Source organism: Inquilinus sp. (assembly GCF_039594555.1).
Taxonomy (GTDB): domain Bacteria; phylum Pseudomonadota; class Alphaproteobacteria; order DSM-16000; family Inquilinaceae; genus Inquilinus.
Map to the genome: position 1 here is coordinate 1 of NZ_JBCNNF010000163.1, position 14,514 is coordinate 14,514.

The 14,514-nt window shown below is 68.3% G+C and carries 24 protein-coding genes and 2 tRNA genes; 17 read left to right on the forward strand and 9 right to left on the reverse strand.

Annotation, left to right across the window (positions count from 1 at the left end):
- Positions 1-189 (reverse strand): hypothetical protein (locus tag ABDW35_RS18180; RefSeq protein ID WP_343715292.1); only part of this gene is annotated, 189 nt, incomplete at its 3' end.
- Positions 190-193: 4 nt separating this feature from the next.
- Positions 194-442: a hypothetical protein gene (locus ABDW35_RS18185; protein ID WP_343715293.1), complete on the reverse strand. Its 249-nt coding sequence runs from the start codon at positions 440-442 to the stop codon at positions 194-196.
- Positions 443-505: 63 nt separating this feature from the next.
- Between ABDW35_RS18185 and ABDW35_RS18190 the strand changes: the two genes are divergently transcribed.
- Entirely contained in the window at positions 506-760 is a 255-nt protein-coding gene (locus tag ABDW35_RS18190) for a hypothetical protein (RefSeq protein ID WP_343715294.1), read from the forward strand.
- Positions 761-892: 132 nt separating this feature from the next.
- Here the strand turns inward: ABDW35_RS18190 and ABDW35_RS18195 are convergent, their stop codons facing one another.
- Positions 893-1,081: a helix-turn-helix domain-containing protein gene (locus ABDW35_RS18195; protein ID WP_343715295.1), complete on the reverse strand. Its 189-nt coding sequence runs from the start codon at positions 1,079-1,081 to the stop codon at positions 893-895.
- Between the two features lie 109 nt (positions 1,082-1,190).
- On the opposite strand from ABDW35_RS18195, the gene ABDW35_RS18200 reads away from it, so the two are divergent.
- Together ABDW35_RS18200 and ABDW35_RS18205 are read left to right on the forward strand one after the other, a co-directional pair.
- Entirely contained in the window at positions 1,191-1,763 is a 573-nt protein-coding gene (locus ABDW35_RS18200; protein WP_343715296.1) for a S24 family peptidase, read from the forward strand.
- 246 nt (positions 1,764-2,009) lie between these two features.
- Entirely contained in the window at positions 2,010-2,318 is a 309-nt protein-coding gene (locus tag ABDW35_RS18205) for a hypothetical protein (RefSeq protein WP_343715297.1), read from the forward strand.
- A gap of 11 nt (positions 2,319-2,329) precedes the next feature.
- Here the strand turns inward: ABDW35_RS18205 and ABDW35_RS18210 are convergent, their stop codons facing one another.
- Positions 2,330-2,998 carry a hypothetical protein gene (locus tag ABDW35_RS18210; RefSeq protein WP_343715298.1) on the reverse strand — a complete coding sequence of 223 codons (669 nt, stop codon included), beginning with the start codon at positions 2,996-2,998 and terminating at the stop codon, positions 2,330-2,332.
- A gap of 224 nt (positions 2,999-3,222) precedes the next feature.
- Between ABDW35_RS18210 and ABDW35_RS18215 the strand changes: the two genes are divergently transcribed.
- Genes ABDW35_RS18215 through ABDW35_RS18275 form a run of 13 tightly spaced genes read left to right on the forward strand, consistent with a single transcriptional unit; the run spans position 3,223 to position 9,397 of the window.
- Positions 3,223-3,498: a hypothetical protein gene (locus ABDW35_RS18215; protein ID WP_343715299.1), complete on the forward strand. Its 276-nt coding sequence runs from the start codon at positions 3,223-3,225 to the stop codon at positions 3,496-3,498.
- Positions 3,498-3,809, forward strand: coding sequence for a hypothetical protein (locus tag ABDW35_RS18220; protein ID WP_343715300.1), 312 nt, complete (start codon positions 3,498-3,500; stop codon positions 3,807-3,809). The genes ABDW35_RS18215 and ABDW35_RS18220 overlap by 1 nt, the downstream gene beginning before the upstream one ends.
- Positions 3,806-3,970 carry a hypothetical protein gene (locus ABDW35_RS18225; RefSeq protein ID WP_343715301.1) on the forward strand — a complete coding sequence of 55 codons (165 nt, stop codon included), beginning with the start codon at positions 3,806-3,808 and terminating at the stop codon, positions 3,968-3,970. Before ABDW35_RS18220 ends, ABDW35_RS18225 begins: the two co-directional genes overlap by 4 nt.
- Positions 3,967-4,473 (forward strand): HNH endonuclease, encoded by a 507-nt coding sequence (locus ABDW35_RS18230; protein ID WP_343715302.1) that lies wholly within the window; start codon positions 3,967-3,969, stop codon positions 4,471-4,473. The genes ABDW35_RS18225 and ABDW35_RS18230 overlap by 4 nt, the downstream gene beginning before the upstream one ends.
- Positions 4,470-5,432 carry a PD-(D/E)XK nuclease-like domain-containing protein gene (locus tag ABDW35_RS18235; protein WP_343715303.1) on the forward strand — a complete coding sequence of 321 codons (963 nt, stop codon included), beginning with the start codon at positions 4,470-4,472 and terminating at the stop codon, positions 5,430-5,432. Before ABDW35_RS18230 ends, ABDW35_RS18235 begins: the two co-directional genes overlap by 4 nt.
- Positions 5,429-6,430: a hypothetical protein gene (locus ABDW35_RS18240; RefSeq protein WP_343715304.1), complete on the forward strand. Its 1,002-nt coding sequence runs from the start codon at positions 5,429-5,431 to the stop codon at positions 6,428-6,430. Before ABDW35_RS18235 ends, ABDW35_RS18240 begins: the two co-directional genes overlap by 4 nt.
- Positions 6,427-6,585 (forward strand): hypothetical protein, encoded by a 159-nt coding sequence (locus tag ABDW35_RS18245; RefSeq protein ID WP_343715305.1) that lies wholly within the window; start codon positions 6,427-6,429, stop codon positions 6,583-6,585. Before ABDW35_RS18240 ends, ABDW35_RS18245 begins: the two co-directional genes overlap by 4 nt.
- On the forward strand, positions 6,582-6,821 hold the full coding sequence (locus tag ABDW35_RS18250) for a hypothetical protein (protein WP_343715306.1): 240 nt from the start codon (positions 6,582-6,584) through the stop codon (positions 6,819-6,821). Before ABDW35_RS18245 ends, ABDW35_RS18250 begins: the two co-directional genes overlap by 4 nt.
- A gap of 2 nt (positions 6,822-6,823) precedes the next feature.
- Positions 6,824-7,090 carry a hypothetical protein gene (locus tag ABDW35_RS18255; protein WP_343715307.1) on the forward strand — a complete coding sequence of 89 codons (267 nt, stop codon included), beginning with the start codon at positions 6,824-6,826 and terminating at the stop codon, positions 7,088-7,090.
- Positions 7,083-7,415, forward strand: coding sequence for a DUF4326 domain-containing protein (locus ABDW35_RS18260; RefSeq protein ID WP_343715308.1), 333 nt, complete (start codon positions 7,083-7,085; stop codon positions 7,413-7,415). Before ABDW35_RS18255 ends, ABDW35_RS18260 begins: the two co-directional genes overlap by 8 nt.
- Entirely contained in the window at positions 7,412-7,993 is a 582-nt protein-coding gene (locus ABDW35_RS18265) for a J domain-containing protein (RefSeq protein WP_343715309.1), read from the forward strand. The genes ABDW35_RS18260 and ABDW35_RS18265 overlap by 4 nt, the downstream gene beginning before the upstream one ends.
- Positions 7,990-8,265 (forward strand): hypothetical protein, encoded by a 276-nt coding sequence (locus ABDW35_RS18270; RefSeq protein WP_343715310.1) that lies wholly within the window; start codon positions 7,990-7,992, stop codon positions 8,263-8,265. The genes ABDW35_RS18265 and ABDW35_RS18270 overlap by 4 nt, the downstream gene beginning before the upstream one ends.
- 55 nt (positions 8,266-8,320) lie before the next feature.
- Complete coding sequence (locus ABDW35_RS18275; protein WP_343715311.1) at positions 8,321-9,397, forward strand: tyrosine-type recombinase/integrase; 1,077 nt, start codon at positions 8,321-8,323, stop codon at positions 9,395-9,397.
- Positions 9,398-9,417: 20 nt separating this feature from the next.
- On the opposite strand, the gene ABDW35_RS18280 is transcribed toward ABDW35_RS18275, so the two are convergent.
- The 3 genes from ABDW35_RS18280 to ABDW35_RS18290 all read right to left on the reverse strand — a co-directional run bounded on the left by ABDW35_RS18280 (position 9,418) and on the right by ABDW35_RS18290 (position 10,021).
- Positions 9,418-9,494: transfer RNA gene (locus ABDW35_RS18280), tRNA-Arg, on the reverse strand.
- 42 nt (positions 9,495-9,536) lie between these two features.
- Entirely contained in the window at positions 9,537-9,827 is a 291-nt protein-coding gene (locus tag ABDW35_RS18285; protein WP_343715312.1) for an ETC complex I subunit, read from the reverse strand.
- A gap of 117 nt (positions 9,828-9,944) precedes the next feature.
- Positions 9,945-10,021 (reverse strand) — tRNA-Pro (locus ABDW35_RS18290).
- Between the two features lie 454 nt (positions 10,022-10,475).
- On the opposite strand from ABDW35_RS18290, the gene ABDW35_RS18295 reads away from it, so the two are divergent.
- Positions 10,476-10,739 (forward strand): hypothetical protein, encoded by a 264-nt coding sequence (locus ABDW35_RS18295; protein WP_343715313.1) that lies wholly within the window; start codon positions 10,476-10,478, stop codon positions 10,737-10,739.
- Between the two features lie 343 nt (positions 10,740-11,082).
- Here the strand turns inward: ABDW35_RS18295 and ABDW35_RS18300 are convergent, their stop codons facing one another.
- Both ABDW35_RS18300 and ABDW35_RS18305 read right to left on the reverse strand, forming a co-directional pair.
- Positions 11,083-11,361 (reverse strand): hypothetical protein, encoded by a 279-nt coding sequence (locus tag ABDW35_RS18300; protein WP_343715314.1) that lies wholly within the window; start codon positions 11,359-11,361, stop codon positions 11,083-11,085.
- Positions 11,362-11,415: 54 nt separating this feature from the next.
- A partial coding sequence (locus tag ABDW35_RS18305; RefSeq protein ID WP_343715315.1) for an autotransporter domain-containing protein occupies positions 11,416-14,514 on the reverse strand: 3,099 nt, incomplete at its 5' end.

Below are 14,514 nucleotides of genomic sequence, written 5' to 3' on the forward strand. Positions count from 1 at the left end.
CCACCGAGCGATCATCCGGTCCATGTGCCGGTTCGAAGGCCGGCTGCCGGCCAGCCAGCCTCGCGCGGTCACCTCCTCCACGCAGAAGTCGGACGCCAGGCGCTTGGCCGCGTGCTTCGGGTAGAGGGTGCGCAGATGGGCCGCGATCCGGGGCCCGATGTCATCGCGCGCGAGGTCGAGCGAGGTCATTTCCTTATCGCTTTTCGATGAGGCTTTCCGCATTCCGCTTCTCCATGGTGGGGCCATGGAGAACGGCGACTTCCTGACTGCTGTTGAGACCTTCGGGGCTGGGGAGGCTTGCACCCTCCCCGCTCCCGCTGCGCCTCCGGCGGCGGCCCGCCATCTCCGCGACATACCGGCGGGCCGCGGGCTCGACCCACCCCTCCCGGATCAGGCCCGCCATGATGCGCCAGTCCTCGACGCCAAAAACGGCCGGGGTCATCGCTCGACTCCCCCGACCGCCTCGGCCACCATCGGAGTTGCGACACAGCCGATGGAGGGAGTGGTGGCGACCGATTCCGAGATGGAGATCGAACCGATCGTGTTGCCGGCAGCAGAATGGATCGGCATGGCGTCAAGCGACGCCGGCACCATCGGCATCACCTTCAAGATCTCGATGGGCGACCCCGCTGAGCCGAGGGTGTATGCCCTGCCGATATCCGCCGCGCAGGCCCAGGAGTTCCTGTTCATTCTGTGGAAGCACGGTCAGGAGAAGGGATGGGCGATTGCGCAGCCGACCGATCCGACGACCCGGCAATAGCTCTAGTCCGGGCGTCGATGTGCCATCGGGCTGCTCGGGACCTGATGACCTGCTCGAGGCCGGAGGGAGTTCGTGCAACCAGGCGAAACTGCTCATCGTCGATGCGCGATGCTGGTGCCGAGCCATGGATGGTCATGCCGCGCGCTCCCGCCCGACCGCTCGATCAGCGACGACGTGCCGAAGCAGCCGACGCGTCCGCTCGGGCATTGCCGCGGCGCCGGTCTCGTAGCGGGAGATCGTCGCCTGGGTCACGCCGAGCAGCTCGCCAAGCTGGGCCTGGCTCACATTCAGGGTCTGTCGGGCCTGAGCGATTTCGTTCATGGCGCCAGATCATACGTTTTGTATGAGATCAACGCAACGCCTTTTGTATGAAGCACTCATACACCCTGCGTGAATGGAGTCGCCTTCGGACCGCCTACGCGAGGCGCGCATGCGCGCCGGATACGAGACCTCGTCGGATGCTGCCCGAGCATTCGGCTGGATCGTGTCGACCTATCAATCCCACGAGAATGGCCATCGCGGCCTGCCGACCAAGGCAGCCCAGCGCTATGCGCGCGCCTTCAAGGTCTCGGCCAGCTGGCTGCTGACCGGCGAAGGCGACCGCGAGCAGAAGATCCCGCTAGCGCCCCTGGTCGGCTACGTTGGCGCCGGCGCGGAGGTTCATCTGTTCGAAGGCGATGTGTCCTCTGAACAGATCGACGAGGTTGAGGCGCCGCCTGGGTCGGACGAGCACACGGTCGCAGTCATCGTTCGAGGAGATTCCATGTTCCCCCGCTACCTGGAGCGGGAGATCATCTACTACCGCCGGGCGAACACATCCGACCCGTTGGATCTGATCGGACGCGAGGTTGTGGTGCGCTTGGCAGACGGCCGCACCTTCGTGAAAGTCCTTCGCCGAGGCTCGGGTCCCGGTTTCTTCAACCTCGACAGCTATAACGCGCCACCGATTGAAGATGTCGCGATCGAGTGGGTCGTGCCGGTCGAGTGGGTCAAGCGGACCTGAGTCCACCGGCTACAGGATAGTCGCGCCCTAGGCTCAGCAGACCTTTTCGCGTCCGCCGACGGCCGCTTGCCGGCGAGTGGTCACGCGCAATGCACGATCATACATTTTGCATTGACAGAGATCATACGTTTTGTATGATGCACCTCGTCAGCCGGACGCATCCCGACTGACCTTCCAACCGGAAGCCTCCCTGTTCCACTCAGCGCTCGGGCTTGCGCCCGGGCGCCCTTCTCCGGGAGAGAGGACATGCCGCTCGCCACCGCCCCGCGTCCCACCGACGTCTACACGCTGATCTACCGCAGCCGGCAGAGCGGGACCGTCTTCAGCGACGCCTATGCCGATCTGGACCACGCCTGCGAGAACTACGCCGACACCGATTGGCTCGAATACGAGTTCCTGGGCGCGGCGCGCACCAGGATCGACCACCCGGTCGCCGCCGGGACGAGCGAGAACTTCGACCTCCCCGCCGCGGCGGACGCCTGGGCCGCCGGCCAGCAGGCCGAGGTCGCCCACGTCGCGCAGGAGCGGCGGGCGTATCTGGCGAAGGTGGCGTAATGCAGCCCCGCCTACTCCTCCGGCGGAAGCCTCTCGAGCTTGTCGGGAGGCAGCGAAAGGACATTGGCGAAGAATCTCTGCAGACGACGCACGCGGTAGGTATGCTCGCGCCCATATCCGCGCGCTTCGGTCTCGATGTTCTGGCAAATCAGGAGAAGAACCGAGAGCGGCGGCGGGTTGTCAGCGCCAATCCGATAGAATTCGGCCGACAAATTCCGCAGAGCGATCCTGTCCTGCGGATCTGTCACCGCGAGCTCAGCAGCAAGCGCGCAGTACCGCCGGCACTGATCATGGGCCAACCGGGCGCGCTCAGCCGGCGCATAGGCGACATTGATGGCGCCGAACACAGCCGTCACAACGGCAAGTGCAGTCGTGACGCCGGGCAGACCGCCTATGACCGATACGATTACCGCACTGCCAGCCATCGCCGAGATAGCGTTGGAGAGCCTGTGGATCCCCTCAAACCAGGCCCGGCGACGCGTGTGATATCGGATGAAGACATTCGCGCGGAACGACTGAGCGAAGAGGTCTTCCGCTACTTCTTCGGCGTGACCGGGGGCGGGGGCGGCGGCGGAGCCCTCAGGAGAGATCCGTCCTTCACCTGCCTCGTTGGGGCATCTCTCGGCGCCGGCTTCTCCGCCATCATCAGGACCGGGCTGCGACCCATCCGCGATGAGCATTCCTCTACCCCTTCCAATGTCGCTCTCCTTGAAAGACCAGGTTTCAGGGTGGGTGACGAGGCGGCCGGGCGCAAACCGGCCGCCTCACCAAGATACCATATCTAGATCAGGGCGCACCAATCGACACCACATCGATGCGGGGCTAGCCACCCCTCCCCCGTCCGGTCCAACCGGGCCGGCCGCGGCAGTGGTGGCCACCACTCCCTCAACCTGGGAGACCATCCATGGTTCTCGGAACCGAGTATCAGGCGGCCAAGCGCACGCTCGCCGCCCAGAGCGAATACCTCGTCCTCCTCGACGCTGCGCGGAACAAGGCGCGTGAGGCGGGCTACCCGGGCGACGCGGAGACGATCGCTGAGCTGATCGCCGGTGCCGCCAGGCCGAAGCCGCACGAGGAGTCCGTCGTCGCCGAGTATGAGCAGACGGAGCTCATGCGCGAGGTTCGGAAGCGGACGCTGCCCGAGCAGTTGCTGCTCCATCCCGAAGCGCAGGTGCTGTGATGGCGGCCTCCCCGACCGCCGCTCTGCTCACGGTGCGCGAATTCCTCGCCGATGAGCGCCGCCGGCTGCTCTCCGACTTCTGCCTGCACGATGCGGCTACCGGACAGCCGATCCTCTCCACCCTCGAAGCCGACGACGCCGCATTCGTCGACGAGATCGACGAGCTGCTGTCGGTGGTCGACGGGGCGCTGATCGATGCTGGCGTCGACCCGCAGCCGCAGCCGACGAATGTCGTCGTCCTGCCGGTTCGGAACCTGCGCCCGGTCCGCGCTGTGCCGAGCGACGGGTGGCCCGGAGGGACGGCAGCATGACGCCCATCCTCGTCCTCTGGGCCACCTACGTCGCGAACGCCTTGCTCTGGGCCGGCGGCGCCGTGGCGGTGCTGGGCGCGATCATCCTGGTCCTCGGGCTCTGCCGAGCTGTGGCGCAGCCTGACGGCGCGGTCGCGGTGGATCTGGAGATCGACCAGTGACGCGCGCCCTCCCCCTCGACCGGCGCGAGTTCGCGAAGCTATGGCCGAAGTTCCGCGAATGGCTCGAACAGCACGGCAGCGACATCCTAGCGCCGACCAATCCCTATGAGGTCGCGCGCTTCACCACGCCAGTCGGCAAGGGCGTCGTCTATGCCGATGGCGCGGGCCGGATTACGTCCTGGGCGGGCGGGGCCGACGCGGCCTTGCTGGCGCACCGCGCCGGCGACAACGATTGGCGCGCGGTGCCGAAAACAGCTCGGCGCCGCAGCGGCGGAGTTGGCCGCAAGCGGCCGGTGTTCTTGGCGCTCGCAGCTCGGGATGGCAGCGCCTGCGTGTATTGCGGCGAGCCGCTGACGCTGGAGACCGCCACGATCGAGCACATCGTACCCCTCGCGGCTGGCGGTCCTGACACTGTGATCAACAAGGCGCTGTCGTGCGAGCCCTGCAACCAGGAAGGGGGCGCCCGTTCGCCGGTCGAGAAGCTGCGGAGGATCCGGCGATGACCGCCCTCATCACCGAGCCCGGTGTCTACGACGGCATCAGCGCAGAGGCCTATCACAGTCTCGGCCTGACGCCGGAATTCGCTCTGTCCTCCAGCGGCGCCCGCGAGATCGACGCCACCTGCCCGGCCGCCTTCTGGTGGAATTCGCCGCTGAATCCCGACCGGGAGCCGCCGCGGAAGACCGAGTTCGACATCGGCAACGCGACGCACCTGCTGGTCCTGCAGCCGGAAGAGTTCGCCGATCGCGTCGTAGAGGTCGAGGCGGACGACTGGCGGACCAACGCCGCCAAGGCCGCCCGGGACGAGGCGCGCGAGGACCGGCGGATCCCGTTGCTGACGAAGCAGCTGCGGATGGTTGAGGCCATGCGCGACGCCGTCCTGGCGCACCCGATCGCCGGTCTCGCGTTCCAGGGCGGCGCCGCGGAGCAGACCATCGCCTGGCGCGACGGCGAGACCGGCGTCTGGCTGCGCTGCCGGCCCGACTACCGGCCGCCGCACCGGCGCTACCTCGTGGACGCCAAGACCACCACCTCGGCCCACCCGCGCGACTTCGAGCGCCGGGTGCTGGATTACGGCTTCCACATGCAGGCGGCTTGGTACCTGGACGCCGAGCAGGCGGTGGCCGGCGAACGGCCGACGAAGTTCTTCTTCGTCGCCGTCGAGAAGGAGCCCCCGTTCCTGGTCGCGGTCCACGAGATGGATGTCGACGCGATCGGCTGGGGCCGGATCCAGAACCGCCGGGCGATCCGCACCTTCGCCGAGTGCATGTCGAGCGGCCGGTGGCCCGGCTACCGGGATCCGCTCCAGCCGTCGAAGGACCAAGCCTTCCGCATCAGCCTCCCCGGCTTCGCGCTGCGCGACCTGGAGGCGCGGCACGAGCGCGGCGAGTTCACCACCAACGCATTCGAGCGGGCGGCCGCCGCGCAGGCGCCGCTCCAGCATAGGGACGCTGCTGAATGACCGACGTCGACACCACCAGCCAACTGCCCGCCGTCCAGACCGCGGCGCCGTCCGGCGGCGGTCTGCTGGCCAACCCGGAGCGGTTCGAGTTCGGCTGGCGCGCCGCCAGCCTCTTCGCGGCCTCGCAGCTCGTGCCGCCGCACCTGCGCGGCAAGAAGGAGGATTGCTTCATCGCGATCCACATGGCGGAGCGCCTGAACGAGGATCCGTTGATCGTCCTGCAGAACATCCATGTCGTGAGCGGCCGGGCCGGCTGGTCGGCGCAGTACATGATCGGCCGCGCGAACCGGTCGGGCGTCTTCCAGGGGCGCATCAACTGGCGCGTCAGCGGCAAGGGCGACGATCTGTCCGTGGTCGCGTTCGCCAAACTGGCAGAGACCGGCGAAGTCGTTGAATCGCCGGCCGTCGACATGAAGATGGCCAAGGCGGAGGGCTGGACCAAGAATGCGAAGTATCAGTCCATGCCGGAGGTGATGCTGCGCTATCGCGCGGCCACGTTCCTGATCCGCTTCAACTGCCCCGAGGTCATGCTCGGCATCCCGACCGCCGAAGAGCTGGCCGACATGCGCAGCGCCGGCGCAGCGCGCTCGCCGGGCGATGAAGGCTACGAGATGGTGGACGGGGGCGAACTCATCACGGCCGAGGCCGACCCCTTCGAGCAGGCCGCAGCCGGCGCAGCGCCGACAGACCAGCCGACGGCAGCGCCGGTCACCACCAACAAGCCAAGCGCCGTCGCGGCTTCCGGGCCGAAAGGGGCCCCGCCGGTCACCACCAGCGACGATGACGACGAATGGGCCGACGTCGCGCCGGAGGAATGGCCGGAGCATGTGCACCGGCTCGTCGGCCTGCTCGACGCCGTGAAGTCCGGGGCCGAGCTCGACGTGCTGCTGGCCGCGCCGAAGTTCGCCGCCTACCACGCCGCGGCCAGGCACGCGCCCAGGGCCCGCGCCGCTGTCGACGAGGAGATCGCGCGGAAGCGGAAGGAGCTGGGGGCATGACCTCGCACATCCTGAACCGCCCGGCCCCGCCGGCCCAGCCGAAGCCGGCCCCCGCGGCCAAGCCCACGCCGGACCAGGCGAAGGTGCTGGCCGACAAGAAGCGCGCCAAGGCCGCCGAGGCCGTGGCCCGCGCGATTTCGCGGGGGCGGCGATGACCAGCACGGTGATCCCGTTCCCCGTCGCCACGAAGACCGACCGCTGGGTCATGACCTGCGATGTCTACCGCAGGTCGGACGGCACCCTCTATGCGCGGATCACGGACATACCGGTCAGCGAGATCGAGCGCGATGCCATGGCATCGGTGCCCGACCGCATCCGCCGTCTCGCGGACGATCTCAAGGACGCGGCGGTCGGGCTGCACAACTCGGCGCTGGATTTCGAGGAGGCGTGACCATGACAGACCGCAGCAGCCAGATCGAGGTTCGCAACCCGATGCTGACGCTTCCGGCGATGCTGCAGCTGCAGCAGCTGCCGCCGGACTCGCAGGCCGCCATCGAAGCCATCCTGCGCGACCTGTCGCATGATGCCGCGGCCCGGGCCGAGAAGGCCTGGCGCCAGAGAAAGGGCCCGATGGCGGTCTATTGGAAAGCCGCGGCCGTCTACGCCCTGCACACCGCCAGGGCGATCGCCCGGAGCCGCCGGCGAGGCCGGCATGCCTAAGCGCATCCGCCTTTCCCGCGCCAAGGGCTGGCGCATGCCCAACAACACAGTGAAGGTCGACCGCTCCACCCCGTGGGGCAACCCCTTCGTCGTCGGCCAGGATGGGACTGCCGAGGATTGCGTGCGGCTGCATCGCATCCTGCTGTCCGGCCACGTCTGCATCACTGCGAAGGCGTCGGTCGAGCGGCAGCTGAAGCACATGCGGTTCGTCACCGAGCACATCGGCGAGCTGCGCAGCAAGGACATCGCTTGCTGGTGTCGCGAAGGCTGCCCTTGCCACGGCGACACCTATCTCGATCTCGCCAACGCGCCGGAGGCCGAATGACCGCCGCCTATCCGCTGACCTGGCCGGAGAGCTTTCCGCGGTCGACGCGGCGCGAGACCGGCGCGTTCAAGACCTCCCTCGCCAAGGCGCTGGAGAACGTCCAGACCTCGCTCCGGCTGTTCGGCCGGGACAGCGGCAAAGCTGTCTCCGCCGTCGTCCTGTCGAGCAACGTCACGCTCGGCGCGGCCAGGCCGGCGGACCCCGGCGTCGCCGTCTGGTTCTCGTGGGACGGCATGCAGGTCTGCATCCCGGTCGACCGCTACGCCACGGTCGAGGCCAACCTGCAGGCGATCCATCACATCCTGGAGGCGCGGCGGACGGAGCTGCGGCACGGGACGCTGGCGCTGGTGCGGGCGACGTTCCAGGGCTTTCGCGCGCTGCCGGCGCCGGGCCGCCGCACCTGGCGTGAGGTGCTGGTCCTCGACGGGCCGCTCTTCAACCGCGACCAGATCGAGCGTCGCTTTCGCGAACTGGCGAAGCAGCGACACCCCGACGCCGGAGGCAGCGCCGAGGCGATGGCGGAGCTCAACCGCGCGCGGGACGAGGCGCTGAAGGAGATCGCAGGGAGCGCGCCTTGACCGAGCGTCGGAAGCCCCGACCGACGGTCGTTCCGCGCATGTGGACGGCCGAATGGGTCGCTTGGCGGCTCGGCATGTCCGTCGAGACGATGCGCCGGCGCATGGATGAGCTGAAGCGGCAGGGAATGCCAGACCCGGATCCCCTCTTCCTCGACCAGTGGGACATCGACGCCATCGAGCATTGGCTCGATGTGCGCGCCGGCCTGGCCCCAGCCGGCGACACCGCCCAGCCCACCGACTACGAACGCGCCCTGCAGAATGGCCAAATTTGAGATCCGCCATTTGCGGATCCGCCGCGGCCGCTGTTTCTTCCAGCCCTCGAAGTCAATGCGCGCCGCCGGCTTCCTGCCGCAGCCGCTCGGCACCGACGAGGTGGAGGCCGCTCGCATCGTCAAGGCGATCAACGAGGATTGGGATCGACTCCAGGCCGAGCGGAAACAGGCCCGGCGCGGCGGCCGACCCGACCCGGCCGGAAAGGCGCCGCCGGCGCCGCGCGGCACCTTCGAATGGCTGATCCAGGAGCACAAGAAGACCGACGCCTGGAAGCGACGCCCGAAAAAGACGAAGAAGGAGTTCATCTACTACACCGGCCTGCTCGTCCAGACCCGCAAGCAGCAGGCGGCCACGCTGCAGCGCCCGCACATCCGGCAGCTGGTCCAGAACATGCGGGACCAGGGCTTCACCCAGGACAAGACCAATCGGGTGGTGAAGTGGCTCCGGTTCCTGCTTTCGGAGGCCATGGAGCACGGGCTGCGGAAGGACAACCCTGCCTTCAACCTGCGGCTGCCGAAGCCGCCTCCGCGGCAGATCGTCTGGTCGGAGGACGAGGTCTGGCGGCTGGTGAAGAAGGCGATCGAGATGGGCCGGGCGTCGATCGCCCTCGCGGTGCTGATCGCCTTCGACATGGGCCAGCGCCGCGGCGACGTCCTCGGCATGACTTGGGGCCGCTGGGATGGCGAACGCCTGCTGGTCCACCAGAGCAAGACGCAGACGCTCGTCTTGGTGAAGGCGCTCCCGGAGCTCCGCGATGCGATCGAGATGACCCGGGGTGCCGACGACGTCTACCGGGCAACCAACGACCCAGAGCTGCGCGACGCCCGCGCCATGGTGATCAGCGAGGAGACCGGCCGGCCCTATAAGGGCGACAACTTCAGCCACCGGTTCCGGGAGGTCGCCGACGCCGCCGGCTTCAAGGACAAGCAGTTCATCGACCTGCGCCGCAGCTCGGTCGTGCGCCTATCCCTCGCCGGGTGCACGCCTCAGCTGATCAGCGCCATCACCGGCCACAGCATCGAATCCGTGGTCAGGATCCTGCGCGTCTATAACCCGACCACGAAGGAGCAATCCGATCTCGCGATCAGCATGCTCCAGGCCTGGCGCGAGCGTCAGCGGTTGGAAAGCTAAAATGCAAACTGTTGGAAAAGTGGCGACCCCGGCTGGACTCGAACCAGCGACCGTCCGCTTAGAAGGCGGGTGCTCTATCCAGCTGAGCTACGGGGCCGTATCCGGCCGGACGCACGGCGTCCGGCGCCGGCAGCCGCGCTCAGCGCGGCCGCGGGCGGAAATTGTCGGCATAGTTGCGCGGCACCACCCGGCGCTCATGCTCCGGCAGCACCGAATAAGCGATGCCCTTGCGCTCGGCGAAGGCGATCGCCTCCTCCTTGCTGGGGAAGGTGAGCTGGACCTGGTTCAGCGTGTCGCCCGAGGCGACCCAGCCCATCAGCGGCTCCGGCCGGCGCGGGGTCGCAGGCTCGTATTCCAGGACCCAGTCATGGACCTTGCCGCGGCCGCTCTGCATCGCGGATTTGGAACGACGATAGATGCGCGCCTGCATGCCTCGGCCGACCCTCTGACTGATCCCTGCGCGGCCAGGAGGATTCGCCGGCCGCCGCCCGGGCCTCCTCTACCATCAAGCGCAGCCGATGGAAACAGCGCTGTGGCGCGGATGGGGTGGTCGGGGCGGAGAGATTCGAACTCCCGACATCCTGCTCCCAAAGCAGGCGCGCTACCAGACTGCGCTACGCCCCGTTGGCCCAACGCCGCAGGCGTTCCTAGAGGTTTTGCAATGGATTGGCAAGGAGCATCACATCAACCTCTGCGGTGAAGCGATAGCCGCAGATCAATGGAATTGAATTGCCTCCTCCGCTCCCAAGAACCCGGCTGACGTCGATCGTCCCTGAAGCCGCGATCACTGTCCAGCCCGCCAATTCTCTCTCCTTGGCATCGTGTTGCGGTTGGGCATGAGCAGGACGAGTGGCCAGGAAATTGCTGCAATAAAGCGAGAATTGGCCGCGCGTCTCAATCCGAACGCGCGGACTCCAGCTCCATTGACACCAGCCAGGCCAGCAGGATCGCCGGGAACAATTGACCGCACAGCGCCTCGAGATTGGCCAGCGACCAGCCAGCGGGAACACCGGGGTGATGTCGCCGTCGCCGACATGCAGCACCAGGAGCGTGCCCAGCAGAGCGAGATCGGGCCGAGATGCAGGTACACCGCCACGGCGCCGAGGATGCAGTGCAGGTTGATCCGGCTGCGGCGGAACACATGGGTCAGGATGATCCAGCTCAACAGCAGCAGGAAGGCGACGAAGAGCAGGATGTGGACCGTGGTCAGCCACAGCGCGCCGAGATAGAGGGCGGTCGGCTACAGCGGGATCAGCACGATCCCAGGCCGACCACGACCTTGGCCAGGCGGGTATGCCGCGTGATGGCGAAGATCCCGGCCAGCACAATGAAGCAGAATTGAAGACGAAGACATGGCGCCAGGCGCTATGGATGCCCGAGAGCGGCCCGAACACGAAGATCGCCCAGAAGCTCGAAGCCGACCAGCGCGCTCAGGCTGCGATCCCGGCGAACGCCTGGCGACATGGATGCGGAGGCCTGGGTCAGGATTGTCATCGAAGCAGGACGACCGCGTCGGTTGATCTCCGCCGATCGAAGCAGGCCGGATCGCGAGAGACAACCGCGATCCGGACTCTTGCCGATATTTCTCTACCTCGGAGCCCCCGGCCGCTTCCGACGCGATCTTCGCGAATCCGGCGACAGCGCATCCGGCAGTCCGACGAGAGACTCCATTAGTCCCCCGCGGCTCAGAACGGCAGGATGGCTTTCAACGAACCGGCATTGCTGGAGGTTCGGTCGGAGAACTCGCCGTCATACTGCAGCCGGATGTCCATGCCGGCGGTTGTCATCAGCTGGACGCCCGCGCCGATGCGTGCCACCACGTCGTCGATCGGCAGCGAGGCGTCGAAGCCGCCGGTGCCGGACGGCGCGCCGGTGAAGCGGGCCTTCGCGGTCCAGTCGTCGTCGCTCAGGACCGTGACGCCGGCATAGGCATAGGGCCGCAGCACGGCATTGCCCGCCGCCACGCGCCCACCGATCTCGAGCGTGGGTGAGAAGGCGAAGGTGAACTGGTCGCTGTCCTACACCTTCAGGCCGAGATCGCCGCCGCCCCCCTCGCGATAGCCCGGCATCCGCGAATAGATTGCGTCCAGGTCGATCATGGGCTTCAGATACAGCTCGGAGAAGGCGAAGGTCCGGGCCGCCCGCAGCCGGGCCGCGCCGGCGAAGACGTCGGGGTCGCTGGACGCCGTGCCCGAGAAGCCGGGGATCGAGATCCGCCGGTCGAGGCTGAAGCTGCCATAGCTGCCGCTGAGCGCGCCGGCCACCAGCCACGGCCCCATCTCGCGCTTCACCGTCAGACCCAGGAAGCCGCTGCTGCCGTCCCCGTCGACCCGGTCGTCATAGCCGTCGAGCCAACTCTGCTGATACGCGCCGGACAGGCCGACGAACCAGCCCGGGGCCACCTCATGCTGGCCGCCGACCTGATAGGTGACGCTGTCGTTGGAGAAGCCGCCGATGCCGCCATCGGCCGTCTGTTGCGTCGACCGGCCGGTGACCTGGGCCCAGGCGCAATCGGTCTCGCTGGTCAGGGCATCGCCGCCGCCGAACACCGGGCAGCTCATCAGCCCGGTGTTGAAGCGCGCCAGTCCTGCCTGCAGCTGCGCCGCCGGGGCCAGCGCCACGCCGGGCGACAGGTCGGACAGCATGCCGGAATAGGCCCTGCGGCCCTGGTCCGCGGCGCTGCCGAGGGTGGCGAACAGCCGGCCGAAGCTGTCCGTGCCGCCGGCGTCCCAGATCGCCTGCAGATGGCCGGCCACCTTGGACTGATTGTCCTCCAGCTTCATCGCGGCGGGGTCGAAATCGGCCGAGGCCACCGACAGGCGGGTGTCATGCCCGTCCGGTGTCAGCGCGAAACGGTAGATCGGCGAGGTTTCCGGCGTGATCGCGCCGGTGGCGGTGCCGTCGACGGTCAGCACCGTCAGCGCCCGGCCCGGCCGCAGGCTGGTGGCCTGCAGGTCCAGCGTGCCGCCCAGCGCCGCGTCGCCGCGGACCAGCAGCCGGTCGGCGGCGAAGCTGTTGAAGTCGGTGTCGACCACCAGCGTGCCGGCCGCCCCTTGCGTAAAGTTTCCGGTGATCTCGATGCCGTCGGTCTTGCCGGAATGGCCCACGACCAGCCGGCCCTGATTCACTACATTCGCCTGGTACAGCGAGGCGTCGACCAGCGTGTCGCTGGAGTAGTTGTTCACCGTGCCGGCGGCGCAGCCCGGGGCGTTGTCCACAGTTCCGGTGCAACTCGTATCCGTGTTGCTGAGCAGGATGTTGCCGGAGATCGTGCCGTAATTGTCGACCGTCAGCACGCTGCCATTGGCAGTGTCCCAGTCCCCGTCGAAGCGGATGGCGGTCCCGGAGGCGGCCGAGACGCTGCCGCCGGCATTCACCGTCAGCAGGTTGTTCTTGCCGGCCGAAATCCAGACGCCGGAGCCGGCCCCCGAGCCGCCCGCGACCGCGCCGTTGATGGTGACATCGACCGCGCCATTGTCATCCGGGCCCTGGCTCTGGGCGAAGATGCCGACCGAATTCGTGCCGGTCGTGTTGATCGACCCGTTCTGGGTCACGGTCACCGTCCCGCCGTTTCCGGCCTTGCCGAACGATGTGTTGCCGGCGAAGCCGCCCGCCTGGTCGCCGCCGAAGCCGCCGCCGCCGGCGATCGACTGCGCCAGGATGCCGAAGGCGTTGGCGCCGGTGGTCGTGATCGAGCCTTCGGTCGTGACCGAGACCGCGCCGCCGTTGCCACCGCTGGTCGTGTCCGAGTTCCGGGTGACCGGCGAGGTCGACAGGATGCCTACCGACGCATCGCCGGCGATGCCGCCGCCGCCGCCGATCGACTGCGCCACGATGGCATGCGCCCCGGCGCCATTGGTGGCGATGCGGCTCGCGGTGGTGATGTCCAGCGTCACCGCCCCGCCATAGCCGCCCGCCCCGCCCTGGCCGCCGAGCGCGACGCCGGTCAGGTTGTTGGCGTTCCCGGCGCCGCCAATGCCGCCGCCGCCGCCGATCGACTGCGCCACGACACCGTAGGACCGGGCGCCATAGGTGGTCAGGCCCAGCCCGGTGGTCAGGCTGACGGTCCCGCCATTGCCGGAGACGCCGCCCTGGCCGCCGACCACGACCGCGACGGCATGGCCGCCGACGTTCTTGGCCGCGCTGCTGTTGCCGGCGCCGCCGGTGCCGCCGCCGCCGCCGATCGACTGGGCCAGGATGCCGATGGCATCATCGCCACGGGTCGACAGGTTCAGCCAGTTGCCGGGCGTGGGGCTCTGGATCGTGCCACCGTCGCCGCCGGCGCCGGCCGTGCCGCCGGCATCGCCCCCCACAGTGATGTTGCCGCTGGCCTGGTCGGACCCGTCGCCGCCCTGGCCGCCGCCGCCGCCGATCGATTGCAGCACGACGGCATGGGCGGCGTAGCCCTGCGTGTTGACTTCGTTATCGTGGCTGTCGTCGAGGGTGACGTTGATAGTGCCGCCATTGCCGGCCGTGCCGCCGTGGCCGCCGACGCCCACCGTGATGTTGGCCCTGACCTTGCTGCCGGACGCCGTTGCCGACCCGCCGGCCCCGCCACCACCGCCGATCGACTGGGCGACGATGCCGTCGGCCCAGTCGCCACTGGTGGCGATTTTCCCCTTGTGGTCCAGGGACACGGTGCCGCCATCGCCGCCGCCACCGCCCTTGCCGCCGACATCGACCGTCAGGGTGTAGGTGTTGCCTTCGTCGGACAACCGGTCCTTGTTGTCCTTGAACTCCCCGATGCGGTCGAGGATCGGATGGGAGGAGGCGTCGGCGCCGATCGACCCGCCCAGCCCGCCGCCGCCGCCGATCGACTGCAGCATGACGCCGTCGGCGTCGCCGCCCACCGTGGAGATGGCGCCGGCCGTGGTCGCGTTGACGGCACCGCCTTCCCCGCCGCTGCCGCCGGTGGAGCAAGACGTCACCAGCACGCCTTCGCTCAACTCGATGGTGAGGAAGTCGGTCTGCTCGCCGGTGGCGTTGGTCACGTACAGCGTGGCCTTTTCGATGCGTGCACCGGTGGCGCAAGCCTGCAGCAGCGCGTTGGAGCAACCGTCCACGTACTTGGTAATGGAAATATCCTGCACGTGAGCCTTGCCGCCGCTGGCCGAACC